Here is a 23,976-nt window from a genome sequence, read left to right on the forward strand (position 1 = left end):
CCGTTGCACCGCTGGCAACACCGTGGTCCACATCACACCATGTGTCGATCACTTCACTGTGCGTACCTGTTGGCGCATCACACCCCTGCAACGAGCAAGGGGAACCCCTATGGGCCGAGCGTTGGCTGCGTCCGCGGCAGCCTCGTCCATACTGCGTCTAGCAAAAGCATGGGCGTGGCGTGGGGTGGCGAAGTCTGGCGTTTTGCCGTCGCGCGTATTTCTCTTCGCCTCCGCCACGGGAGGATGGGGCACGATCGTCAGTGGCTAAGACGCCCGGGTCCGTCACCAGGTTCCGGGTGGTTGTCCACCGCTCCTGGCCTTCACCGAGTACGTACCCATCACGACCGCTGTGACGCTCCGTCGAGCGAAACCAGTCGACCGCAATACCCCGTTCCCTGAGGCAGTTTTAAGCCAACTTTGCCTTTACGCAAGAGGTATACCAGGAGTGCTCGGGTGACCCACGGACACCAGGAATCCCGGCAGGACAATGCTGGACATCCCCTTACGAGTGCGTGTACATGTGGAGACACTGCTAGCGGCGCAGAATGACATGGGGGTTTGCGATGCTTTTGAGCAATACGCACCGGTCGGAAAGCCGGACGCCATGAACGCCCCTCACCCTCCGAAAGTGGCCGGAATCGATTCCACGGTTCCCTCGCCCGCACACACTGTCGCGCCCGCGCCCGGGGCCACGGGAGCCCCAGCGGTTCCCCCACCGAACCCGCCGGGCGCACTGCTTCAGGACCGCCTCGCCGGTTGGGTCTCGGATCTCACGACGCTCCATGAACTCACCGAACGTCTGGCGCGCACGGACGCACTCGACGACGCACTCCAGGAACTCCTGCGCGCCGGATCCGCCCTCGTGGGCGCCCGGCGCGGTCTTGTCGTCCTGGAACCCGCCGACGGCCTCGGCCCGGACACCACCATCGGGCTGGGCCTCGCGCGCGCCGACCTCGGGCACATCGAGACCGTGCCGCGCAGCTCGCTTTCCTACGGCAGGATCCTCGACGGCCTGCCCGGCGGCGACGGCGAGATCGCCGAACCCGACCTGTTCGCCGAGGCCAAGCTCGACCCCCGCCACCGCGAGGTGGCCGCCCGCCTCGGCTACGCCGCAAGCTACGCCCTCCCCCTGTCCACCGGTGCCGCCGGCCGCCTCGGTGCCGCCGTATGGCTGTACGACGAGCCCGCCGAACCGGTCGAGCGCCAGCGCCACCTCGTCGGCCTGTACGTCCGCTACGCCACCGAGCACCTGGCCCGGCTCCTCGAGGTCGAGCGCACGCGCACGGCCATGAGGACGATGGCCGAGGAACTGCTCCCCTCCCGGCTGCCCCGCATGGCAGGCGTCCAGCTCGCCGCACGGCACCGCACCGGCCCGCGCGGGGGCGGCGACTGGTACGACGCCCTGCCGCTGCCGGACGCCGCGCTCGGCCTCGCGGTCGGCTCGGTGACCGGCTCCGGCCCCAGCGCCATCGCCGCGATGGGGCGGCTGAGGGCCAGCCTGCGGGCGTACGCCGTCATGGAGGGCGAGGACCCGGTCGCGGTCCTGTCCGATCTGGAACTGCTGCTCAGACTCACCGAGCCCGCCCGCTCCGCCACCGCCCTGTTCGCCTACTGCGAGCCCTCCCTGCGCAAGATCACACTCGCCGGTGCCGGGCACACTCCGCCGCTGCTGATCGGCGATCGGCGCACGGAGTTCGTGGAGACCTCCGTGTCCGCGCCGCTGGGCATGCTGGCCTGCTGGGAGGCGCCGAGCGTGGAGCTGCTGGCCGAAGCCGGAGAGACGGTTCTGCTGTACACCGACGGGCTGCTGCACCGCACCGGCGATCCCACCGACCGCGCCTTCGCCCGGCTGCACTCGGCGGCGGCCGGGGTGCCGAGGGCGATCCGGCACGACCCGGACGCCGTCGTCGACCACGTCCTGCGGACCGTGCTGCCGGGCGGAGTGGATCAGGCGGACAGCGAGGAGGACGTGGTGCTGCTGGCGGCTCGCTTCGAGTAGTGCCCGGACCCCTGCTTCGAGCAGCGGCCCGTGGCCCCTCGGTCACTCACCCATAACAAGGGCGTGGCCTGCGCCATAGCAGCGGTGGGCAACCGGTCCTTCTCCCCTGGGCCCTCTCCCGTACGACCGTACGATGGAGGGGGTCCAGTGCCGTATCGAGGAGGATGACCGCCGTGGCAGAAGAGCTCTCGGAGACCCCGGAGACTGCCGAAGAAGAGCCCGTGAAGCAGCGCAAGAACGGCCTGTACCCGGGCGTGTCCGACGAGCTTGCCGAGAACATGAAGTCCGGCTGGGCCGACACGGAGCTGCGCGGCCTGGAGCCGATCCCGCAGGCCGCCGAGACCGCCGCGCGCCGCGCCGCGCTGTCGGCGCGGTTCCCGGGCGAGCGGCTGGTGATCCCCGCGGGCAACCTCAAGACGCGGTCGAACGACACCGAGTACCCCTTCCGGGCGTCGGTCGAGTACGCCTACCTCACCGGCAACCAGACCGAGGACGGCGTGCTCGTCCTCGAGCCCGCCGCCGACGGTCACAAGGCGACGATCTATCTGCTGCCGCGCTCCGACCGCGAGAACGGTGAGTTCTGGCTGTCCGGCCAGGGCGAGCTGTGGGTCGGCCGCCGGCACTCGCTCACCGAGGCGGAGAAGCTGTACGGCATCCCCGCTTCCGACGTGCGCCAGCTGGCGGACGCGCTGCGTGAGGCCACCGGCCCGGTGCGGGTCGTGCGTGGCTTCGACGCCGGCATCGAGGCGGCGCTCACCGACAAGATCACCGCCGAGCGCGACGAGGAGCTGCGGGTCTTCCTGTCCGAGGCGCGGCTCGTCAAGGACGAGTTCGAGATCGGCGAGCTGCAGAAGGCCGTCGACTCCACCGTGCGCGGCTTCGAGGACGTGGTGAAGGTCCTCGACAAGGCCGAGGCGACGTCCGAGCGCTACATCGAGGGCACGTTCTTCCTCCGCGCGCGTGTGGAGGGCAACGACGTCGGCTACGGCTCCATCTGCGCGGCCGGGCCGCACGCCTGCACGCTGCACTGGGTGCGCAACGACGGGCCCGTGCGCTCCGGTGACCTGCTGCTGCTCGACGCGGGCGTCGAGACGCACACGTACTACACCGCCGACGTCACGCGCACGCTGCCGATCAACGGGCGGTACAGCGAGATCCAGAAGAAGATCTACGACGCCGTGTACGACGCCCAGGAGGCCGGTATCGCGGCCGTACAGCCGGGTGCGAAGTACCGGGACTTCCACGACGCCTCGCAGCGGGTGCTCGCCGAGAGGCTCGTCGAGTGGGGCCTCGTCGAGGGGCCCGTCGAGCGGGTGCTGGAGCTCGGGCTGCAGCGGCGGTGGACGTTGCACGGGACCGGGCACATGCTCGGCATGGACGTGCATGACTGCGCTGCCGCGCGCGTGGAGTCGTATGTCGACGGCACGCTGGCGGCGGGCATGGTGCTGACCGTCGAGCCGGGGCTGTACTTCCAGGCCGACGACCTGACGGTGCCGCAGGAGTACCGCGGTATCGGTGTGCGGATCGAGGACGACATCCTGGTGACCGAGGACGGGAACCGGAACCTCAGCGCCGGGCTGCCTCGGCGGTCGGACGAGGTCGAGAGCTGGATGGCATCTCTGAAGGGCTGATGTTCGATCGATGGCCGGACACCAAGGGGGTGTCCGGCCATCGTCGCGGTCTGCAGGCAGTTCGTGGCCGGTCACGCCCACGCGGCGGAGCCGCAAAGCGACACAGCCCCGCGCCCCTTCAGGGAGTTGGTGTGGACCTGCATATAGAACTCGCCGCCGTCGAAGGGCGCCGCGCGGGACTGGAGCGTGCCCTGCGCGACGCTGTACGGGACGGGCGGCTCAGCCCTGGCGCGCGGTTGCCGGCCACCCGGCGGCTCGCCGACGAACTCGGCATCTCGCGCAACACCGTCAAGGCGGCGTACGACCAGCTTGTCGCCGAGGGATATCTCACCGCTCGGCAGGGCGCAGGCACCCACGTCGCCGAGCTGCTTCCCGTCGGCGCCGAACCGCCGGAGGCCGCCGCACGCGCGCGGGTGCCGCGTTTCGATCTGCGGCCCGGGAGCCCGGATGTGGGGACGTTTCCGGCGGCTGCCTGGCTGCGGGCGTTGCGCAGGGCGATCGCCGCGGCGCCCTCACTGGCTTACGACTACGGCGATCCGCGCGGGCGTACAGAGCTGCGGACCGCGCTGTCGGGGTACTTGGGGCGGGCCCGGGGGGTGATCGCTCCGGCGGAGCGGATCGTGATCACCTCCGGGTACGTACAGGGGCTGGCGCTGCTCACGCGTGTGCTGGAGGGCGGCACGTTCGCGATGGAGGACCCCGGGCTGCCGTTCCATCGGGAGGTGGTGCGGCGGGGCGGTGGCACCGTTGTGCCCGTTCGGGTGGACGAACGAGGGGCATGCGCCGAGGGGTTGGGGGACTGTGACGCCGTTGTCGTCACGCCCGCGCATCAGTATCCGACCGGCGTGACGCTGCACCCGGAGCGGCGGCGGGCGCTCACGGACTGGGCACGCACGCGTGGAGGCTTGATCGTCGAGGACGACTACGACGGGGAGTTCCGCTACGACCGCCAGCCCGTCGGGGCGCTGCAAGGGATGGCGCCGGGGCAGGTGGTCTATCTAGGCACGGCTTCGAAGACTCTCGGGCCCGCGCTGCGGCTCGGCTGGATGGTGCTGCCCGCGCACCTGGTCGACGCTGTGGCCGACGCCAAGCTGCACAGTGACCATCACACCGAGTCCATCGGCCAGTTGGCGCTCGCCGAGCTGATCGACAGCCATGCCTACGACCGTCATGTGCGCGCCTGCCGGCTGCGGTACCGGCGGCGCAGGGACCAGCTCGTGGAGCTGCTGGGGGCGCGTCGGCAGGTGCGGGGGATCGCGGCCGGGCTGCACGCGCTGGTGGAGGTCGACGACGAGGCACGGGTACTGGCGCGTGCCGAGGAGGAGGGGCTCGCGGTGGGGCACCTCGGCGAGCACTGGCACGCGCCGGGCTGTGGTGAGGGTCGTCCGCAGGGGCTGGTCGTGGGGTACGGGACCCCTCGGGAGCGGGCGTATCCGCAGGCGTTGGCGGTGCTGGGGAAGGTGCTGGAGGGCGGCTGAGAGGGTGGCCGGCCGGCCCTGAATTGGGCCACTGAAACAGCCCGTGATTGGTGCTACTGAGCAGCCCACTGCGTTTCTAGTGTCGTAGGCATGACGAACTCGCTCGTTCCGCCCGCCGGTCCGCAACGCGTCCTGGCCCTTGCCCAGTTGAGCAACTCGGTCGGGGACGGGGCCTACTACACGACGTCGGCCCTCTACTTCACCCAGGTCGTAGGCCTCGCCCCCGCGCGGGTGGGACTCGGGCTGACCGTCGGCTGGGCGGTCGGATCGCTGGTGGGGGTTCCACTGGGGCGGCTCGCCGACCGGCGCGGCGCGCGCGGTACGGCCGTGCTGCTGGCCCTCGCGACGGGGCTCGCGGTGGCGTCCTTCGTGGCCGTACGCGGATTCGTGCCGTTCGTGCTGGCCGCGTGCGGGTACGCGGCCGCGCAGTCCGGGCTCGCGGCGGCCCGGCAGTCACTGCTCGCGGGGCTCGTGCCGGCCAGGGAGCGGACCGGGCTGCTGGCGCATCTGCAGTCGACGCTCAACGCCGGTCTCGCGGTGGGCGCCGGGCTGGGCGGGCTGGCACTGCACGCCGGGACGCGGGCGGCGTATCTCGGGGTGTTCGCGCTGGACGCGGTGAGTTTCCTGCTGTGTGCCGGGCTGCTGATGAGGCTGCCCGCCGTGCCGCGGCCGGCGCTCGTGCCGGTGCCCTTGCAGAAACGTCGCAGTATGGGCGTCCTGCGGGACCGGCCGTACGCCCTCGTCGCGCTGCTCAACACGGTCCTGCTGCTGCGGCTGCCGCTGCTCAGCCTCGTGCTGCCGCTGTGGATCACTCGTAGGACCGAGGCGCCCGCCTGGCTGGTCTCCGCGTTGTTCGTGCTCAACACCGGTGCGGTGATGCTGTTCCAGGTCAGGGTGGCGCGCGGGGTCACGGGGCTGGGCACCGCCACGCGCGCGGTGCGCCGTGCGGGCTGGGTGATGCTCGCCGCGTGCGTGGTGTTCGCGCTGTCGGCCGGGGCCTCCCTGTGGGTGGCCGCAGGTGTCCTGGTGGTCGGTGCGGTGCTTCAGGTGGTGGCCGAGATGGGGCAGTCGGCGGGTTCCTGGCAGCTGTCCTTCGACCTGGCTCCCGAGGGCCGCGTCGGCGAGTACCAGGGCCTGTTCGGGACCGGCGTCACCGTCGCCCGCACCCTCGGCCCGCTGCTGCTCACGGCCCTGCTGGTGGAGTGGGGGACACCGGGCTGGCTGCTGCTGGGCGGGGCGATGCTGGCCGCGTCGTACGCGATGGGACCGGCGGCGCGGTGGGCCGCCGGTCGCCGGGCCGAGGAGAACAGCGTCAGGCAGCCCGCGCTCGTGCCGTGACGGGCAGGGCGTCCAGGAACAGCGCCCCCGCGAGGAGCCCCGCACTCCCCCGCGGGCTCCACGCGCGTGCGTGCAGGTCGGCGTCGAGGGCCGCCAGGGCTTGTGCGCCCGCCTCCGTGTACGTGCCGCCCGCTTCCAGGACCGCGCGGGCGCCCGCCTGGACGTGCCGCAGTCCCATCGGGCCCGCGGTGTAGAGGAGTTCGGTGTCCTGGAGGGTGGACATCACGGTGAGCAGGGCGTCCAGGCGGGCCTGATCCTCCGTGGCCCCGGCCGCGCGGGCCGTGGCGAGCGCTGCCAACGCCCGCCGTACGTGCGGGAATCCGGCCCGCGCCTCGCCCCGCGCCCCGGCGGCGCCGTACTGCGCGGACACCGAGGAGCCCCGGGAGGGCCGGCGAGGGGCGCGCTTGTCGGTGTGGGCGGCGATGCGCTTGGCGGTCGAGGCGACGTCCCGTGCGCCGGCCCGGGGGTCGAGTGCGGCCGCGGCAACCAGCAGGCCGAGCGTCCACAGCGCGCCCCGGTGGCCGCCGCCCGCGAGGTGCACGGAGTGCTCGGCGCACCTGCCGATCGCGCCGAGTTCGCCGCGGAGCCCGGGCGTCGGCTCGCCCGTACGCCGGGCCGCGGCCGCCATCGCCGCAAGGCCCGGCGTCAGCGCCTTGGCCGACCAGCGCAGCGTGCCGTGGTCCCGACGGGTGACGCGGGCGCCCAGGTCGCGTGGGTCGGGCAGGCCCGGCTTGGGAGCCAGCGCCAGCTGCCCGGTCAGCGCGGTCACGGCGACCTGCGCCAGTGCCTCGTCGTCGCGGCTTCTCATGGCCGTACCCCTAGGAGGAGGCCGAGGCCGAGGCCGACGGGGTGCCGCTGGGCGGGTCGCTCGGGGTGCCGCCGGGCGGGTCGCTCGGTGCGCCGCTCGGTGCGCCGCTCGGTGCGCCGCTCGGTGCGCCGCTCGGTGCGCCGCTCGGTGCGCCGCTCGGGGGCGTACCGCCACCGCCGCCGCTGCCCGCGCCGGTGTTCTCGGCGTCCGGGTCGACGCCGATGGTGAGCGAGCCCTTGTAGCCCTTGGACGGGTCCTTCTTGTGGACGGCCTTCAGGGTCAGCAGGCCGCTGGATGCGCCGCCGCCGTCGTAGACCATGTCGTCGTCGAGCGTGGTGTAGCTGCCGGAGTGCTTCGCGTACGGCTCCAGCGTGAAGATCTCCTCGGCGATCGCGTCGTCGAAGAACAGCTGGCCGGTGTGGTTGACCTCGCCGCCCTCGTACGTCCCGTCCTCCTTCTGGCCGCCGGTGTGCACCTTGAGATGGATGTGGCAGGTGCGCGGGGTGTACCAGCCCGGGAAGATCGTCTCGAACTTCACGACCCCGTTGGCGTTGGCGATCTGATACCCGCGCAGATAGGTGTTGTCGTTCGCGGTCGAGCCGTCCTCGCTCTCGGCGGGCGCGGAACCGCCGGGGTTGGCCGTGGTGTAGCCGGAGTAGTAGCCCCAGGCGTCGCAGTGCCAGATCTCCACCGCGGCGCCCTTGACCGGGGTGCAGCCGTCGGTGGCGTCCACGACGGTGAGGCGGAGCGTCAGCGGGACGCCGCTCTTGCCCTCGGTGATGTCCTTCCGCACCAGGGCGTTGTCCAGGTAGTACGGCCCTTCGGTGACGCTTGACATCAGCGTCATGCAGGTGCCGCCGCTCTCCGAGGCGGTCGTGGTGGCGGTCGCCGCGGCGCCGGTCGCCGTCTCCGCCGTGTCGGCGAAGGCCGCCTGATAGCCCGCTACGGCCAGTCCGCCCGCCGCGACCGTGCCACCGGTCACCACGAGCGCGCGGCGCCGGGTGATCGACTTGTCCTTGTGGTTTCCCGTCATGGCCAGGAAGTTAGGGACGCAGCCCGTCAGCAGCTTGGGGTGGCACTGTGCTGGGGCTGTGAGTCCTGAGGAAGCTGAAGCCGCTCGACGTGACGTGAAGCCGAACGGCTCGACGTGACGTACGGGGTCGGCGCTACACCGCCATCAGCGACGGATCCTTCTTCCACTTGAGGATCTTGTCGAAGCTCACCACCGCACCGCCTCTGCCCGGCTTGTTGCCGAACTGGACGTGGTCGGCGAGCTCCTCGATGAGGCAGAGTCCCCGGCCGTGCTCGGCGTCGGTGGTCGCCGGACGTGGTGCGTGCACCGGTGCGGTGAAGCCGGGGCCCGAGTCGGCGACCTCGATGTGGCACTTCTCGCCGTCCAGGTACGCCGTCACCCGGTACGCCTGCGGGGAGCCGTCGGGCATGGTGTCGCCGCCGTGTTCGACGGCGTTGGCACAGGCCTCGCTGAGGGCGACCGAGAGGTCGTAGGACACGTCGGGGTCGACGCCCGCGGTCTCCATGGTGCCGATCAGCAGCCGCCGGGCCAGGGGCACGCTCGCAGCTTCGCGCCGCAGATGGAGTGACCACCAGATGCTCATGCTCCAGCCTCCTGGCCGCGGCTCGACATACCGTTACGTATTGCCACGAGTGCCCATCGGTAAGCACATCATTGACGTGATGCCGCCCATATGGTCGATGTGCCTACGCGGGAATCGGTGTATGTGGGGGCGGCACACACCAGAGGGTGACCTTCCGGTCGTACGGCCCCAATGCCCCGTACTGCCCCTATGCCCCGTACGTCCCCTACCGCTCGTATGTCATCTTGCGGACCTGCCGTATGGCGGCCATAAGGCCAGTGCGATGATGACCCCGCCATGACTGCCCCCCACCCGCGCACGGTGCGCTCCGGGAGTGATCTCCGGATACTGCGGGCCGCGGTGTTCGCCGCGGTCTGCGTCGTGCTGGCCGGGGTCGGGCATGTTCTGGGCTCCTGCGCCACGATCCCGCTGTGGACGCTGGGCGCGGGGTTCCTCGGAGTCCTCCTGGTCACGGTGCCGTTCACCGGGCGGGCACGCTCGCTGCCCGGGATAGCCGCACTGCTCGCGGCGGGCCAGACCGTCCTGCACACGCTCTTCGGGCTGGGGCAGCACGGGGCCAGTACCGGGGCAGTCACCGGATCCTCCGCCGCTTCCGCCCCCCTGTCGGACGCCGCACTCGTGGAGCAGGCCGCGCGGCTCGTCTGCGGGACCGCCGCGGCGGCCATCAGCCCCGCCCAGGCCCAACGGCTCCTCACCGAGGCGCGGCTGAACCCGGCCGCCGGGGCGCACGCGTCACACCCGTCGGCGGACGCCATGTCTGCCGCCACCGACTCCTCCGCATCGCTGCTGCCGTCCCTGCCCATGGTGCTCGCCCACGTTCTCGCTGCGGTCGTCGCGGGGTGGCTGCTGCGGCGCGGGGACCTGGCCCTGCTGCGGATCGCCGAGATGTCCGCGGTGTCGGCGCATGTGGTCGCCGAAGGGGCTCTCGTACGTTCCCTGCGCGGGGCGCTCGCGCTGGTGCGCGCCCTGCGCGCCGGGCTCCCGGGCGCGCCCGAGGCAGGCCTGCGCCTGCCGCGCGCCGAGACGCTCGTACGGTCGGCACCCCGCACCGTCGCCCTCCAGCACACGGTGATCAGGCGCGGCCCGCCGGCCGCTGCGTTCGCTCTCGCCGCCTGACACGACGCGACCGCCACTCCACCGAGGTGGGGATGAGGACCGCCGTCGTGCGGCACGCGCGTGTGCCTGCGTGCACCGATCGCAGGAAGAGGGGCTTCCCGCCTCCGGACTCTGGACTTCCGGGCTCCGGGCCTCCGGATACCAGGCCTACCGGCTCCGGACCTCCGGACACCAGGCCTCCGGGCTCCGGGCTTCCGGGCTTCCGGACAACGGACTTCCCGGGAGGGTCACCTCTTTTCCGTCTGATCGGGCACCCCCGCGCACGCGTACTCCTCTTCACCACCGGAATCCCGATCTCACTCACAGTGGAGTGCTCAGCATGAAGGCCTCTCGTATCGCCACCGTCGGCGCCCTCGCCGGTACGGCCGTGCTCGCCCTGTCCGTCCCCGCCTTCGCCCACGTCAGCGTGCAGCCGGAGGGCACCGCCGCCAAGGGCGGTTACGCGGTCGTCGACTTCAAGGTCCCGAACGAGCGCGACAACGCGTCGACCACCAAGCTCGAGGTCACCTTCCCGACCGACCACCCGCTGGCCTCCGTGATGCCGCAGCCCGTGCCCGGCTGGAAGGCCGAGGTCACCAAGTCCAAGCTGGACAAGCCGCTGGAGATGCACGGCAAGAAGATCACCGAGGCCGTCAGCAAGGTCACCTGGACCGCCGACGGCAAGGGCGTCGAGCCCGGCTTCTTCCAGAAGTTCCCCGTCTCCGTCGGCACGCTGCCCGAGGACGCCGACGAGCTCGTCTTCAAGGCCATCCAGACGTACTCCAACAAGGAGGTCGTGCGCTGGATCGAGGTGCCGCAGGAAGGCCAGGAGGAGCCCGAGAACCCGGCCCCGGTGCTCGAACTGTCCGCCGCCGAGGAGGGCCACCACGGCTCGTCGTCCTCCGACAAGGCCTCCGCCGAGGCCTCCGCCGAGGCCTCCGACTCCGATGACGCCGAGGCCGCCTCCGCGAAGACGGACGCCGCCGAGCCTGCCGACAGCAGCGACACCACGGCCCGCGTCCTGGGCGTGGTCGGCATCGTCGTCGGCGCGCTGGGCGTGGCGTACGGCGTGATCGCCGGCCGTCGGCGCACCGACGCCTGACGGCACCTTCGGTTCACGGCGCGCGCCGGGGCACGCCCCCGGTGCGCGCCGGAGCTCACACAACTGGGAACTTTTTCTATGCGTACGAAGACCCGTAAGAAGACCTTTGCCGCGGCCGCCCTGCTCGCAGCCGCCACCCTCACCCTCTCCGCCTGCGGCAACGGTGACGACAGCGCCGAGCCCGTCACCGTGGTCTCCGAGGAGGCCGGCTCGGACAAGGCCGCCATCGTCCTCGACAAGCCCTTCGAGAAGCCGGACCTGGTCCTCACCGACACGAACGGCGAGAAGTACGACCTCCGCAAGGAGACCAAGGGCAAGCCGACACTGATCTACTTCGGCTACACCAACTGCCCCGACGTGTGCCCGCTCACGATGAACAACGTCGCCGTCGCCAAGAAGCAGCTGCCGAAGGCAGAACAGGACGAGCTGCGCGTGGTGTTCGTCACCACCGACCCCGAGCGCGACACCGCGGCCGCGCTCGGCAAGTGGCTCAAGGGCATCGACCCGCAGGTCGTGGGCCTGACCGGCGAATTCGACACCATCCAGGCCGGCGCCCGCACCCTCGGCATCTCCATCGAGCCGCCACACAAGGACAAGAACGGCAAGATGGTCTCGACCCACGGCACGCAGGTCGTCGCGTTCTCGCCGAAGACGGACGCCGGGTACGTCCTCTACACCGAGTCCGCCACCGTCGACGACTACACCAAGGACCTCCCCAAGCTGATCAAGGGGGCGAAGCCGTGAGGCGGTTCGCCCCTGTGACCGTGGTCCTGACCGGAGCCCTCGTCCTTACGGGCTGCGGCTCCGGCGATTCCCAGGGCGACTCCAAGGCGGAACTGTCCGTGGGCGGCGCTTACATGCCACAGCCGGTCTCCGACTCCATGGCGGCCGGTTTCCTGACCGTCACCAACAAGGGCGGTACGAAGGACGAGTTGACGTCCGTCACCAGTGACGTCGGCGACGTGACCGCCCACGAGACGGTCGGATCGTCGATGCAGGAGGCCAAGGACGTCGCCGTCCCCGCGCACGGTCAGCTCGTCTTCAAGAGCGGTGGCAGCCATCTGATGTTCGAGAAGCTGAAGCGGAAGCCGAAGCAGGGCGAGAAGGTGACCGTGAAGCTCCACTTCGCCGAGTCCGGCACGGTCACCGTCGAGATGCCGGTGAAGTCCGCCACGTACAGCCCGAAGACCGGACACTGAGGGAGAGATCGCCTTGACCCAGACCATCGCCCCCCGCGTCCGGACCCTGGTGCTGCTGCTCCTGGCCGCCACCGGTCTGCTCCTCGCCGGAGCCGGGCCGGTCTCCGCGCACGCCGCGCTGACCGGCAGCGACCCCGCGCAGGGGGCGGTGGTGGAGAAGGCCCCGACGCAGGTCTCGCTGACCTTCTCCGAGGGCGTGGCCCTCTCGAACGACTCCCTGCGCGTGCTCGATCCCAAGGGCAAGCGCATCGACCGCGGCGACCCGGCCAACGTCAGCGGCACGACGTACGCGGTGAAGCTCCACAGCGGCCTGCCCGACGGCACGTACACCGTCACCTACCAGGTCGTGTCGGAGGACAGCCATCCCGTCGCCGGCGCCTACACCTTCTCCATCGGCGCGCCCTCCCAGACGAGCGTCTCGGTCTCCGGCCAGGAGGCGGGGGGCGGTGTCGTCGGCTGGCTCTACGGGTTCGGGCGGTACGTGTCGTATGCCGGGTTCATCGTCCTGGCCGGCGGTGCCGCCTTCGTGCTCGCCTGCTGGCAGCGCGGCTCGGGGGTGCGGGCGCTGCAGCGGCTCGTCGTCACCGGATGGCTGGCCCTGACCGCCGCCACGCTCGGACTGCTGCTCCTGCGCGGCTCGTACACCAGCACCGGGAAGGTCGGCGACGTCTTCGACCTTGACCTGCTCGGGCAGGTGCTGCAGACCAAGACGGGTGCGGCACTGGTGTCCCGGCTGCTGCTGCTCGCCGCGGCGGCGCTGTTCATCGCCGTGCTGTTCGGGGCGTACGACAAGCGGGAGGACGAGGAGAAGCGGGACCTGACCTTCGGGCTGGCCATCGGCGGGACCGTCGTGGCGGCAGGGCTCGCGGCGAGCTGGGCGATGTCCGAGCACGCCTCGACCGGGCTCCAGGCCCAGATCGCGATGCCGGTCGACATCCTGCACCTGCTGGCCGTCGCGAGCTGGCTCGGCGGGTTGGTCGCGCTCCTCGTCGCGCTGTACCGAGGACCCGTGGACGCGCCGCTCCCGGGGTCGGCCGTACGACGGTTCTCGCGCGTCGCGTTCGGCAGCGTGCTGGCACTGGTCGCGACCGGGATCTACCAGTCGTGGCGGCAGCTCGGGTCGTGGTCGGCGTTCACCGGCACGCGGTACGGGCAGTTGCTGCTGGTCAAGATCGGGCTCGTGGTGCTGCTGGTGGGGATCGCCTGGATCTCGCGGCGGTGGACTGCGCGGCTGGCGGAGACGGTCGTGGCCAAGCCGCGGAAGGCGACCGAGGACTCCGACGGCGAGAAGGAGCACGCCACGGCCCAGGCCGGCGCATCCTCCTCCACCTCTGCCGCTGCTTCCGGCGAGAAGGGTGCCTCGGCCGGGGACTCCGGTAAGAAGGGCGGCGGCTCCCAGCGCGCCGCCCAGCTCGCACGGCAGCAGGCCGCGATCGACACGGCTCGGCAGAAGCAGGAGCGGGACGCCGATCCGGACAGGTTCGGGCTGCGCCGCTCGGTGCTCGCGGAGGCGGGCGTCGCCGTCGTCCTGCTCGCCGTCACCACGATGCTGACGTCGACCGAACCGGGGCGTACGGAGGAGGACGCGCGGGCGGCCACGTCGTCCTCGTCCGCCGAGGCGTCGTCGGCCGGTGCTCTGACGCTGGACATGTCCTTCGACACCGGGGGCGAGGACGGCGAGGGCGTCGTACGCATCGACCTCGATCCCGCGCGCGTGGGCGGCAACGAGATGCACGTCTACGTGCAGCGCCCCAACGGCCGCGCCTTCGACATCCCCGAGGTGAAGGTCGCCTTCACCCTGGAGTCCCAGGACATCGGGCCGCTGCCCGTCGTCCCCGACCACATCGCCACCGGACACTGGTCGGCGAGCGGAGTGCAGATCCCCGTGGCGGGCGAGTGGAAGATCACCGTGACCGTGCGGACCTCCGACATCGACCAGACCACCGTCTCCAAGAACGCGCAGATCGGCTGAACCCCACCATGGCTGACCAGTCCATTCCGGAGGCCCGTACTCCCAGGACGCCTGCGACTCCCGCACCGGCGCCAACGGGCGAGAGGGCACTTAATGGCGGCGTTTCCGAAGGCGCCACTGATAGGGAGGGTCTGTCGAGGCGGCGGCTGCTCGGGACCGCCGGTGCGACCGGGCTGGTGCTCGGTGCGGCGGGTGGCGCCGTGGGCTACGCCGCCCGGCCGGCCGAGGCGACACCGCTCACCTCCCTGGGCGCCGATCAGGTGATGTTTCACGGGAAACATCAGCCCGGCATCCTCCAGGCACTCCAGGCGCGCGGCCACGTCGTCGCCTTCGACCTGGCGGCGGGCGCGGGCCGCAAGGAGGCGGCGGCGTTGCTGCGCCGCTGGTCGGAGACGGCTCGACGGCTGATGGCGGGCGAGGCGGCGCAGCAGGACGACACGGATGTCGCCCGGGACGCCGGGCCGTCGTCGCTGACGATCACCTTCGGCTTCGGGCACAGCTTCTTCGCGCGGACCGGCCTGGAGAAGCAGCGTCCGGTCTCGCTCGATCCGCTGCCCGACTTCTCCTCGGACCAGCTCGACAAAGCGCGCAGCAACGGTGACCTGTGGGTGCAGATCGGCGCCAACGACGCCCTCGTCGCCTTCCACGCCCTGCGCGCGATCCAGAAGGACGCGGGCAAGGCAGCCCGGGTGCGCTGGCAGATGAACGGCTTCAACCGGTCGCCGGGCGCCACCGGGCACCCGATGACTGCGCGCAACCTGATGGGCCAGATGGACGGCACGCGCAATCCGAAGCCGACGGAAGCCGACTTCGACAAGCGCGTCTTCGTGCCGGAGTCCGGCTCGAAGGACCCGGCCTGGATGGCGGGCGGCTCCTACGCCGTCGTACGCCGCATCCGCATGCTGCTCGACGACTGGGAGCAGCTCTCGGTCAAGGCGCAGGAGGACGTGATCGGGCGCCGCAAGTCCGACGGGGCGCCGCTGTCCGGGGGCACCGAGAAGGCCGAGATGGACCTGGAGAAGACGGACAAGGCAGGGAACCTGGTCGTCCCCATCAACGCCCACGCGCGTATCACCCGGCCCGACCAGAACGGCGGGGCGGCGATGCTGCGGCGCCCGTTCTCGTACCACGACGGCATCGACGCGGACGGGGTGCCCGACGCGGGGCTGCTCTTCATCTGCTGGCAGGCCGACCCGCTGCGCGGCTTCGTCACCGTCCAGCGCAAGCTCGACCGGGGCGACGCGCTGTCGAAGTACATCCGGCACGAGGCGAGCGGGCTGTTCGCGGTGCCGGGCGGGGCGGCGGAAGGGGAGTACGTGGGGCAGCGGCTGCTGGAGGGGTGATGTCCGCCCTCCCGCGCCATCGGCGACGTCGGCCCCTTCCCGGACCATCGGTGACGTCGGCCCCTTCCCGGACCATCGGCCACGGACCACCCCTTGCCGCGCCCGGGTGAGATGTGTACGCCGTGTTTCGCAAGGCCCATTAGGGTGAGGTCATGCCAGCGAGCTATGCCTATCTCGGCCCCGAGGGCACCTTCACCGAAGTCGCCCTGCGCACGCTTCCCGAGGCCGCGACCCGGGAGCTGATCCCGTACGTGTCCGTGCAGTCCGCGCTCGACGCGGTGCGCGTCGGCGAGGCCGAGGCCGCGTTCGTGCCGATCGAGAACTCCGTCGAGGGCGGGATCACGACCACGCTCGACGAACTGGTCGCGGGCGCGCCGCTGATGATCTACCGCGAGGTGCTGCTGTCGATCACCTTCGCGCTGCTGGTCAGGCCCGGCACGAAGCTGTCGGACATCAAGACGGTCTCCGCGCACCCGGCCGCCCAGCCGCAGGTGCGCAACTGGCTGAAGCGGAACCTCCCGGACGTCCACTGGGAGTCCGCCGCGTCGAACGCGGACGCCGCGCGCCTGGTCCAGGCGGGCCAGTACGACGCCGCCTTCGCGGGCGAGTTCGCGGCCGCCCGGTACGGCCTGGAGGCCCTGGAGACCGGCATCCACGACGCGGAGAACGCCCAGACGCGGTTCGTGCTGGTGGGCCGGCCCGCCCGGCCCGCTGCGCCGACCGGCGCGGACAAGACGTCCATCGTGCTGTGGCAGCGCGACGACCACCCCGGCGGGCTGCGCGACCTCCTCGGTGAGTTCGCCACGCGCGGCATCAACCTCATGCTGTTGCAGTCCCGGCCGACCGGCGCGGGCATCGGCAACTACTGCTTCTGCATCGACGCCGAGGGGCACATCTCCGATCGGCGGGTGGCCGAGGCGCTGATGGGGCTCAAGCGGATCTGCCTGGGGGTGCGGTTCCTGGGCTCGTATCCGCGCGCGGACATGCAGCCGGGGGATGTGCGGCCACCGCGCCTCGGGACGTCGGACGAGGAGTTCGTGTCGGCGGCGGACTGGGTGGCGCGATGCCAGGACGGGCGGTTCTGAGCGGCCCCTCGGCGGCCGGTGCCGACTGGGTCCAGCGCAGGTTTCCGGCCAGTACTACCAGCGGATTATCGTTATCCACAGGGGTTATCCACAGGTACTCATCTCGACCTGGGGACAAGTCGACAGGGGGGCATGAGTCTGTCGACAAATCGCTCCCCAGGCCCTTCCGGCGTCCACCAACGCGCAAGTCACCCTTCGTCCACTCTTTTCCTTTGGGCAATCCTTTGGGGCGACCAGTTTCCACCCAAAAGTGCGGGTAGACTGGGTTTGTCCTGGGAATCCTCGACTCACGCGGCGCGTTACGGAGTGATCAATTCCGGCATCCACAGTCCATCCACACACCCTGTGGATAACTCTTCGGAGGCTGGGGATCCCTGTGGACAACCGCGACCCAAGTCCCGTTCTCCACAAGGGAATCGAGTCAACCGGCCGCCTCCTGCCTGCCCCGTTCCAGGGAGTGAGACACCTTTTATTGACACGATTAGCAATTCCCCCATAACGGTACGTAAGCCGCAGTCCGGAATAGCGAGTCGTGGGCTGTCACCCCTCCCCGGTAGCCTTGAGCGCGTGATTGACCTTCGCCTGCTCCGTGAGGACCCCGACCGAGTGCGCGCCTCGCAGCGCGCCCGTGGAGAGGACGTCGCGCTCGTCGACGCCCTCCTGTCTGCCGACGAGCGGCGCAGGTCGTCCGGCGTCCGCTTCGACGAGCTCCGTGCCGAGCAGAAGCAGCTCGGCAAGCTCATCCCCAAGGCCTCCGCGGACGAGAAGGCCGAGCTGCTGAAGCAGGCCAGCCAGCTCGCCGCCGACGTCAAGGCGGCCGACGCCGAGCGCGACGCGGCCGACACCGAGACCCAGGAGCTGCTCCTCCAGCTCGGCAACCTCGTCCACCCGGACGTCCCGGTCGGCGGCGAGGAGGACTTCGTCACGCTGGAGACGCACGGCGAGATCCGCGACTTCAGTGCCGAGGGCTTCGAGCCGAAGGACCACCTGGAGCTCGGCTCGCTCCTCGGCGCGATCGACGTCGAGCGCGGCGCGAAGGTCTCGGGCTCACGCTTCTACTTCCTCACCGGCGTAGGCGCCCTTCTGGAGCTCGCTCTCGTCAACGCGGCGATCGCCCAGGCCACGGCGGCCGGCTTCACGCCCATGCTGACCCCGGCGCTGGTCCGCCCCCAGTCGATGGCCGGCACCGGATTCCTCGGCCAGGCGGCCCAGGACGTCTACCACCTCGCCGACGACGACCTCTACCTGGTCGGCACCTCCGAGGTCCCGCTCGCGGCGTACCACATGGACGAGATCATCGACGCCGACAAGCTCCCCCTGCGCTACGCGGGCTTCTCGCCCTGCTTCCGCCGCGAGGCCGGCTCGCACGGCAAGGACACCCGGGGCATCTTCCGCGTGCACCAGTTCGACAAGGTCGAGATGTTCTCGTACGTCGACCCGGCGGACTCGCAGGCCGAGCACCAGCGCCTGCTGGAGTGGGAGAAGCAGTGGCTGACGTCGCTGGAACTGCCGTACCGGGTCATCGACGTCGCCTCCGCCGACCTCGGCTCCTCGGCCGCCCGCAAGTTCGACTGCGAGGCGTGGATCCCGACGCAGGGCAAGTACCGCGAGCTGACGTCGACCTCGGACTGCACCGAGTTCCAGTCCCGCCGGCTGTCGATCCGCGTCCGTGACGGCAAGAAGGTCAAGCCGCTGGCCACGCTCAACGGCACGCTGTGCGCCGTCCCGCGCACCATCGTGGCGATCCTGGAGAACCACCAGCAGGCCGACGGTTCCGTCCGGGTCCCCGAGGTGCTGCGCCCGTACCTGGGCGGCCGGGAGGTCCTGGAGCCGGTCACCAAGTGAGCACCGGTTTTCCTTACAAGCTGATCGCGACCGATCTCGACGGAACGCTCCTGCGCTCCGACGAGTCGGTCTCGCAGCGCACCCGTGACGCCCTCGCCGCCGCGACCGCCGAGGGCGCCGCGCACATCGTCGTCACGGGCCGGGCGGTCCCCTGGACCCGCCACGTCCTAGACGACCTGGGCTACGAGGGCCTCGCCGTCTGCGGCCAGGGCGCCCAGGTCTACGACGCCGGCGAGCACCGCCTGCTGACGTCGGTGACCCTGGACCGTCAACTGGCGGGCGTGGCGCTGGCCAAGATCGAGGCGGAGGTCGGCCCGCTGTTCCTGGCGGCGAGCCGCGACGGCCTGGACGGCGACGTGCTGGTCGGCCCGGGCTACGCGCTCACGGGCACGCTTCCGTCCACCCCGTTCACGGACGCGTCGGATCTGTGGTCCGCCCCGCTGAACAAGATCTACATACAGCACCCTGAACTCTCGGACGACGAGCTGGCCAAGGCCGCCCACAAGGCCGCGGGCGGCTTCGTCACGGTCGCGATGGCCGGCGAGGGCATCGTGGAGCTGCTCCCGCTGGGCCTCTCCAAGGCCACGGGCCTGTCGCTGGCAGCACGCCGTCTGGGTCTGAAGGCCGCCGAGACCATCGCCTTCGGCGACATGCCGAACGACATCCCGATGTTCGCCTGGGCAGCACATGGGGTGGCCATGGCCAACGCCCATGTCGAACTGAGAGCGGTGGCGGACGAGGTGACGTCCTCCAACGAGGAGGACGGGATCGCGGTGGTGTTGGAGGGGTTGCTGGGCTGAGGGTGCGGATGCCGGCCGGCGTCCCGCGCCGCCGAAACCCGCGGGCATGTGTGCCGCTTGGGGGCGGCACGGGTGGCCGCGGGCGGCACCTCGGAACGCGGGGCCGCGCCGCCGGCCTCTCAGCTGCAGTGCCGGCCACCTGCTCAAGGCCCCGGCCGGCGCAGGCGGCCAAGCCGCAGTGGCAACGTCTCGCGGAGGATGCACGGATCGAACGTGCGCGGGCCTTTCGGACCCGACCACGGTTTAGCAAACCGGTGCCTTACCACTCGGCCAATCCTCCGGGTGGGCGGCCCACGCGAGAGCGACGTCGCGTGCTCGAAGCGGCCGCCCCGGGCAGCTCCCCATGCGGTAGGGACTCGACGGAGGGGTAGCGATTACTCCGGAGCCCGCCGCGGACTGCCCTGACGGGAGCTGGACGTACTGTCGTGCATGGACATCGTCCCGCTCCTCTCCCAGCAAGTGGCGCCGAACTCACCGTCCGGCGATGTGGACACAACCACTGTGCCTGTACGGAGAGTTGGGCGCCACCGATTAACAGGGCCCCAGAAGGCCGCCGGAAGGAAGCCGTACGCCCCTACCGGCGGCGCCACTTGCGACGGCGCCCCTTGCTGAAGAACCACCCGGCAGGCGGCTCGTCCGAGCGCCACGGCTGCGGCTCTGGCTCCTCACGGCGCCAGCGCGCGGCCAGCATCCGGGCCCGGGCGGACGGCTCGGCGGTGTCGGCCGCGCGTATGAAGTCGTCGTCCAGGACCAGGCTGTCCCAGGTGTCGTCCCCGGACCCTTCGCGATCCTCGTGCTGCGACATGCCGCCTGCCATCCCTGTCCTCCAGTTCGTGCAGTGCACCCCGGTGCATCCCCTTGGCCCAGTGTGCCCGGACAGAGGTGAAGCCCCAGTCAAGAGCGGGCCCCCTCAGGGACCCGCCTCTTCACACGCCACCGGCACCGTCACCGGCACCGGCGAACTGCCTCAACTGCGCAATGGCGCCCGTCACTCCTCACCGGCGAGCGTCAGCGAACGCAGCTTCTGTCCCGCGTACCAGGTCGCGAGGACGGTCACCACCGCCAGCAGCGCAGTCGCCGTGGGAAGGGCGACGTCCGAGGTCACCATGTCCCCGCCGGCGACCTTCTGCGCCACCGCAAGCGCCCACTGCTGGACACTCAACGTGCGCGCACCCGGCACCAGGGAGCCGAACAGGGCCTCCCAGACGAGCGCGTAGACGAGCCCGAAGACCACCGCGTGCCGGGACACCGTGCCGAGCAGCAGGAAGAGCGCGGCGTACGCGATGGAGGCGACCAGCGCGGCCACCGTGTAGGCGACGGCGATCTGCTGGCCGTTGCCGTTGAGGATGAAGCCCGCGATGAAGGTGGGCAGCGCCGAGAACACCATCGTCACGGCGATCGCGACGATCAGCTTGGTGAAGATGATCGTCGGCCGCTTCACCGGCTTGGACAGCAGATACACCACCGAGCCGTCGTCGATTTCGGGCCCGATCGCGCCGGTGCCGGCGATGACACCGATGATCGGCACCATGGTGGCGAGCGCCAGCCCGCCGAGCAGGTCGGACGCGGTCTGGTCGTCGGCTCCGGCGAGGGCACGCACCACCACCGAGATTCCGATGAGCAGCAGCGGCAGCGCGCCGAGGATGAGGGCTCGGCGCCGGCCGAGCAGAGCCCGGTAGGTAAGTCGGGCGACTGTGGGGTCGTACATCTTTTCGGCCTCCTACGCCGCGACCAGATACGAGAACACGGACTCGAGGGACTCGTCGGACGGCGAGACCGTGAGCAGGCGGATGCCGTGCTCGCGTGCCACCCTCGGCAGCAGGGCGGTGAAGCGACCGAAGTCGACGGCCTGGATGTGCAACGCGCCCTCGGCCAGGTCGACCTCGATCCCGGACGTCGACGGGTCGGCGATCAGCGCGGCCGCGAGGGTGCGGTCGTCGCTGGAGCGCACCAGGTAGCGGTGCGGGCGGTCGGTCATCAGACGGCGGATCTTGCGGAAGTCACCGCTGGCCGCGTGCCGTCCCGCTACCACGACCTCGATGTGCCAGGCGAGTTGCTCGACCTCTTCGAGGATGTGGGACGAGAACAGCACCGTGCGCCCCTCGTCGCCCATGCGTCGCAGCAGATCCATGAGCTGCATGCGCTGCCGTGGGTCCATGCCGTTGAAGGGCTCGTCGAGCAGCAGCAGCGAGGGGTTGTGCACGAGGGCGCTCGCCATCTTCACGCGCTGGCGCATGCCCTTGGAGTACGTGGAGATCTTCCTGTCCTGCGCGTACTCCATCTCGACCGTGGCGAGCGCCTTCTGGGCGGCCTTGTCGCCCAGGCCGTGCAACTCGGCGTTGGCGACGACGAATTCGCGGCCGGTGAGGAAGTCGTACATCGCCTCGCGCTCGGGGACGATGCCGATGTGCTTGTAGATGGCCTCGTTGCGCCAGGTCGGCTGTCCGTCGAGGGTGACCGTGCCGGTGGACGGGGCCAGGAAGCCGCCCATCATGTTGATGAGGGTGGACTTCCCGGCGCCGTTGGGGCCGAGGAGGCCGGTGACGCCGGGGCCGATCGTCATGGTGATGTCGTTGACGGCGACCACGTTGCCGAACCAGCGGGAGACGTGGTCGATCTGGAGCGTGGTCACAGTCCCACCTTCTTGTAGCGGCGCATCAGGAGGCCGTAGGCGGCGGCGATCAGGCCCAGGGTGACGAGGACGTAGACAGCACCTTCGCCATTGCTCGGGCCCACCCCGCCGGGGAAGGCGGAAGTCGCGCCCAGGAAGGCGGACTGAACGCCGTCGATGAGCGTGATCGGCGAGAAGAGGCCGATCCAGGCGATGGCGCCGCTGCTGCCCCCGCCGTCGATGGACTGCGCGTCGGCGATGGCCTGAAGCGTGGAGACCGCGCCGTAGGAGATGGTCAGCACGGCGATCACGGCCGCGATGCCGAAGCCGCGGCGCGGCGTGACCGACGCGATGACCAGGCCGATTCCGGCGAACAGCAGCGAGAGCAGTGCCACGGACACGAGTCCCTGCGCGAATCCCTTGGTCTGGTCGGCGAAGTCGAGCTTGGCCAGCAGCGCGCCCACGTAGAGCACGAGCAGCGGGGCCGCGGTGAGGAGGAACAGCGCGGAGGCCAGCGCCGCGAACTTCGCGCGGACGTAGTCGGCGGTCTCGATCGGCCGTGAGAAGTACAGCGGCACGGTCTTGAAGCGCAGGTCGCGGGAGACGGACTGCGGTGCCTGCGAGGCGACGTACAGGCTGATCACGGCCTGCATGACGATCGCGTAGCGCGTGTAGTCGACGGGCAGGTCGTTGGCCTTGGTGGCGACCGCGACGGCGACCATGATGGCCGCGGGCACGCACATCACCACGAACAGCAGCATCGGCAGCACCTTGGACTTCACCGAGCGGCCGAGGCCGTAGGAGCCGCGCAGGGACTGCGAGTAGAGCGAGCGGGTCGCGTAGGAGCGGCCGAGGCGGGGGCCGTCGTAGCTGCGGTAGCCGATGTTGTGGATGCGGGTCTGGTCACCCGACTGTGTGGTCACGGGCTGCTCAACCGCCATGGCCGACCGCCTCCTTCCGCTGTGCGTCGGTGCTCTGCTCGCTGTGCTCGCTGTCCGTGAAGACCTCCGAGATGTGGTGCCGGCGCTGCTCCATGCGCACCAGGCCGAGCCCGAGGTCGGCGACCACGTCGCGCACCAGGTCGTAGGTCTCCTCGCCCTGCGCGGTGAGCAGCAGGATGTGACCGGCGCCCGGGAGGCCGCCGCTGCCGTCGAGGACCTCCACCCCGCGCGCGTGGAGCGCGTCGCGCACCGCGCGGGTGCCGTCCGGGTGGTCGTCGGTGTCGGTGACCTCGATGGCGAGCGTCGTGGTGGTCTGGGTGAAGTCGGTGGTGGAGCTGGAGCGCAGCAGCTTGCCGCCGTCGATGACGACGACGTGGTCGCAGGTGCGCTCCAGTTCGCCCAGCAGGTGCGAGGTGACCAGGACCGAGATGCCGAAGTCGGTGTGGATTCGGCGGATGAGGCCGAGCATCTCGTCGCGGCCGACCGGGTCGAGGCCGTTGGTGGGCTCGTCCAGGAAGACCAGTTGCGGGTCGTGCACCAGGGCCTGCGCCAGCTTCACACGCTGCTTCATGCCGGTCGAGTAGCCGCCGATGGGGCGGTAGCGCTCCTCGTACAGGCCGACGTGGCGCAGCGTGTCCGCGGTGCGCTCGCGCGCGGCGGCGGGCGGCAGGCCGGACATGCGCGCCATGTGGACGACGAACTCGGTGGCCGAGACGTCGGGCGGCAGACAGTCGTGCTCCGGCATGTACCCGACCCGCTCGCGGATGGCGGCGCCCTTGGTGGCGACGTCGAGTCCGAGCACTTCGGCACGGCCCTCGGTGGCGGGGGACAGACCCAGCAGAATCTTGATCATGGTGGACTTGCCGGCTCCATTGGCTCCGACGAGTCCGGTCACCCCGGGCCCGATGTCCATGGTCAGCCGGTCAAGCGCGGTCACCCTGGGGAACCGCTTGCTCAGGCTTTCGGTCGCGATCACAGTCACGTCATAGACGGTAGTGACCCGTACCACTGCGGTCATCAGACCCGAGAGCCGTCTTGGTATCAGACCTCAGGTGTACGGGCATCTAAGGGTCCCCCTGAGGTCTCACGCGATCTATTGACGCAACCTCTAAC

General features: G+C 70.7%; 21 protein-coding genes and 1 tRNA gene. 13 read left to right on the forward strand and 9 right to left on the reverse strand.

The features are described 5' to 3' along the window. The first annotated feature begins 487 nt into the window (after nucleotides 1-487). The 4 genes from ACFY5C_RS06060 to ACFY5C_RS06075 all read left to right on the forward strand — a co-directional run bounded on the left by ACFY5C_RS06060 (nucleotide 488) and on the right by ACFY5C_RS06075 (nucleotide 6,446). On the forward strand, nucleotides 488-1,999 hold the full coding sequence (locus ACFY5C_RS06060; RefSeq protein ID WP_389441007.1) for a PP2C family protein-serine/threonine phosphatase: 1,512 nt from the start codon (nucleotides 488-490) through the stop codon (nucleotides 1,997-1,999). A 164-nt stretch (nucleotides 2,000-2,163) separates the two neighbouring features. Then, on the forward strand, nucleotides 2,164-3,630 hold the full coding sequence (locus ACFY5C_RS06065) for an aminopeptidase P family protein (RefSeq protein WP_389441009.1): 1,467 nt from the start codon (nucleotides 2,164-2,166) through the stop codon (nucleotides 3,628-3,630). 131 nt (nucleotides 3,631-3,761) lie between these two features. After that, on the forward strand, nucleotides 3,762-5,108 hold the full coding sequence (locus ACFY5C_RS06070; RefSeq protein ID WP_389441011.1) for a PLP-dependent aminotransferase family protein: 1,347 nt from the start codon (nucleotides 3,762-3,764) through the stop codon (nucleotides 5,106-5,108). 90 nt (nucleotides 5,109-5,198) lie between these two features. Beyond that, entirely contained in the window at nucleotides 5,199-6,446 is a 1,248-nt protein-coding gene (locus tag ACFY5C_RS06075) for an MFS transporter (protein WP_389441014.1), read from the forward strand. On the opposite strand, the gene ACFY5C_RS06080 is transcribed toward ACFY5C_RS06075, so the two are convergent. The 3 genes from ACFY5C_RS06080 to ACFY5C_RS06090 all read right to left on the reverse strand — a co-directional run bounded on the left by ACFY5C_RS06080 (nucleotide 6,421) and on the right by ACFY5C_RS06090 (nucleotide 8,870). Further along, the gene (locus ACFY5C_RS06080) at nucleotides 6,421-7,254 is read right to left on the reverse strand and encodes a triphosphoribosyl-dephospho-CoA synthase (protein ID WP_389441017.1); all 834 of its coding nucleotides are present in this window, start codon (nucleotides 7,252-7,254) and stop codon (nucleotides 6,421-6,423) included. The two genes, ACFY5C_RS06075 and ACFY5C_RS06080, sit on opposite strands and share 26 nt — an antisense overlap. Nucleotides 7,255-7,264: 10 nt before the next feature. Then, nucleotides 7,265-8,287 carry a protocatechuate dioxygenase gene (locus ACFY5C_RS06085; protein WP_389441020.1) on the reverse strand — a complete coding sequence of 341 codons (1,023 nt, stop codon included), beginning with the start codon at nucleotides 8,285-8,287 and terminating at the stop codon, nucleotides 7,265-7,267. A 133-nt stretch (nucleotides 8,288-8,420) separates the two neighbouring features. Next, nucleotides 8,421-8,870 carry an ATP-binding protein gene (locus ACFY5C_RS06090; protein ID WP_389441023.1) on the reverse strand — a complete coding sequence of 150 codons (450 nt, stop codon included), beginning with the start codon at nucleotides 8,868-8,870 and terminating at the stop codon, nucleotides 8,421-8,423. A gap of 276 nt (nucleotides 8,871-9,146) precedes the next feature. On the opposite strand from ACFY5C_RS06090, the gene ACFY5C_RS06095 reads away from it, so the two are divergent. The 9 genes from ACFY5C_RS06095 to ACFY5C_RS06135 all read left to right on the forward strand — a co-directional run bounded on the left by ACFY5C_RS06095 (nucleotide 9,147) and on the right by ACFY5C_RS06135 (nucleotide 19,311). Then, entirely contained in the window at nucleotides 9,147-9,986 is an 840-nt protein-coding gene (locus ACFY5C_RS06095) for a hypothetical protein (protein WP_389441025.1), read from the forward strand. A gap of 319 nt (nucleotides 9,987-10,305) precedes the next feature. Beyond that, on the forward strand, nucleotides 10,306-11,067 hold the full coding sequence (locus ACFY5C_RS06100) for a YcnI family protein (protein WP_389441028.1): 762 nt from the start codon (nucleotides 10,306-10,308) through the stop codon (nucleotides 11,065-11,067). A gap of 78 nt (nucleotides 11,068-11,145) precedes the next feature. Continuing rightward, nucleotides 11,146-11,811, forward strand: a complete 666-nt coding sequence (locus ACFY5C_RS06105) for an SCO family protein (RefSeq protein ID WP_389441031.1) — start codon at nucleotides 11,146-11,148, stop codon at nucleotides 11,809-11,811. After that, nucleotides 11,808-12,266, forward strand: a complete 459-nt coding sequence (locus tag ACFY5C_RS06110; protein ID WP_389441034.1) for a copper chaperone PCu(A)C — start codon at nucleotides 11,808-11,810, stop codon at nucleotides 12,264-12,266. Before ACFY5C_RS06105 ends, ACFY5C_RS06110 begins: the two co-directional genes overlap by 4 nt. Before the next feature lie 13 nt (nucleotides 12,267-12,279). After that, nucleotides 12,280-14,238 carry a copper resistance CopC/CopD family protein gene (locus ACFY5C_RS06115; protein ID WP_389441036.1) on the forward strand — a complete coding sequence of 653 codons (1,959 nt, stop codon included), beginning with the start codon at nucleotides 12,280-12,282 and terminating at the stop codon, nucleotides 14,236-14,238. Between the two features lie 8 nt (nucleotides 14,239-14,246). Further along, the gene (efeB, locus tag ACFY5C_RS06120; RefSeq protein WP_389441037.1) at nucleotides 14,247-15,581 is read left to right on the forward strand and encodes an iron uptake transporter deferrochelatase/peroxidase subunit; all 1,335 of its coding nucleotides are present in this window, start codon (nucleotides 14,247-14,249) and stop codon (nucleotides 15,579-15,581) included. Between the two features lie 152 nt (nucleotides 15,582-15,733). Further along, on the forward strand, nucleotides 15,734-16,666 hold the full coding sequence (gene pheA, locus ACFY5C_RS06125) for a prephenate dehydratase (RefSeq protein WP_389441040.1): 933 nt from the start codon (nucleotides 15,734-15,736) through the stop codon (nucleotides 16,664-16,666). A gap of 567 nt (nucleotides 16,667-17,233) precedes the next feature. Further along, a complete protein-coding gene (gene serS, locus ACFY5C_RS06130; RefSeq protein ID WP_389441042.1) occupies nucleotides 17,234-18,511 on the forward strand; it encodes a serine--tRNA ligase in 1,278 nt (425 codons plus the stop codon). After that, the gene (locus tag ACFY5C_RS06135; protein WP_389441044.1) at nucleotides 18,508-19,311 is read left to right on the forward strand and encodes an HAD family hydrolase; all 804 of its coding nucleotides are present in this window, start codon (nucleotides 18,508-18,510) and stop codon (nucleotides 19,309-19,311) included. Before serS ends, ACFY5C_RS06135 begins: the two co-directional genes overlap by 4 nt. Nucleotides 19,312-19,503: 192 nt before the next feature. Here ACFY5C_RS06135 and ACFY5C_RS06140 read toward each other — a convergent pair. The 6 genes from ACFY5C_RS06140 to ACFY5C_RS06165 all read right to left on the reverse strand — a co-directional run bounded on the left by ACFY5C_RS06140 (nucleotide 19,504) and on the right by ACFY5C_RS06165 (nucleotide 23,839). Further along, nucleotides 19,504-19,591, reverse strand: a tRNA-Ser gene (locus ACFY5C_RS06140). A gap of 294 nt (nucleotides 19,592-19,885) precedes the next feature. Continuing rightward, nucleotides 19,886-20,116: a hypothetical protein gene (locus ACFY5C_RS06145; protein WP_389441046.1), complete on the reverse strand. Its 231-nt coding sequence runs from the start codon at nucleotides 20,114-20,116 to the stop codon at nucleotides 19,886-19,888. 183 nt (nucleotides 20,117-20,299) lie between these two features. Then, on the reverse strand, nucleotides 20,300-21,019 hold the full coding sequence (locus tag ACFY5C_RS06150) for an ABC transporter permease subunit (RefSeq protein ID WP_389441049.1): 720 nt from the start codon (nucleotides 21,017-21,019) through the stop codon (nucleotides 20,300-20,302). Between the two features lie 12 nt (nucleotides 21,020-21,031). After that, nucleotides 21,032-21,943: an ABC transporter ATP-binding protein gene (locus tag ACFY5C_RS06155; protein ID WP_389441052.1), complete on the reverse strand. Its 912-nt coding sequence runs from the start codon at nucleotides 21,941-21,943 to the stop codon at nucleotides 21,032-21,034. Next, nucleotides 21,940-22,863, reverse strand: coding sequence for an ABC transporter permease (locus ACFY5C_RS06160; RefSeq protein ID WP_389441054.1), 924 nt, complete (start codon nucleotides 22,861-22,863; stop codon nucleotides 21,940-21,942). The genes ACFY5C_RS06155 and ACFY5C_RS06160 overlap by 4 nt, the downstream gene beginning before the upstream one ends. After that, a complete protein-coding gene (locus ACFY5C_RS06165) occupies nucleotides 22,853-23,839 on the reverse strand; it encodes an ABC transporter ATP-binding protein (protein WP_389442172.1) in 987 nt (328 codons plus the stop codon). Before ACFY5C_RS06165 ends, ACFY5C_RS06160 begins: the two co-directional genes overlap by 11 nt. Nucleotides 23,840-23,976 lie beyond the last annotated feature (137 nt).

The sequence above is a fragment of the Streptomyces sp. NPDC012935 genome, assembly GCF_042900345.1.
GTDB lineage: Bacteria > Actinomycetota > Actinomycetes > Streptomycetales > Streptomycetaceae > Streptomyces.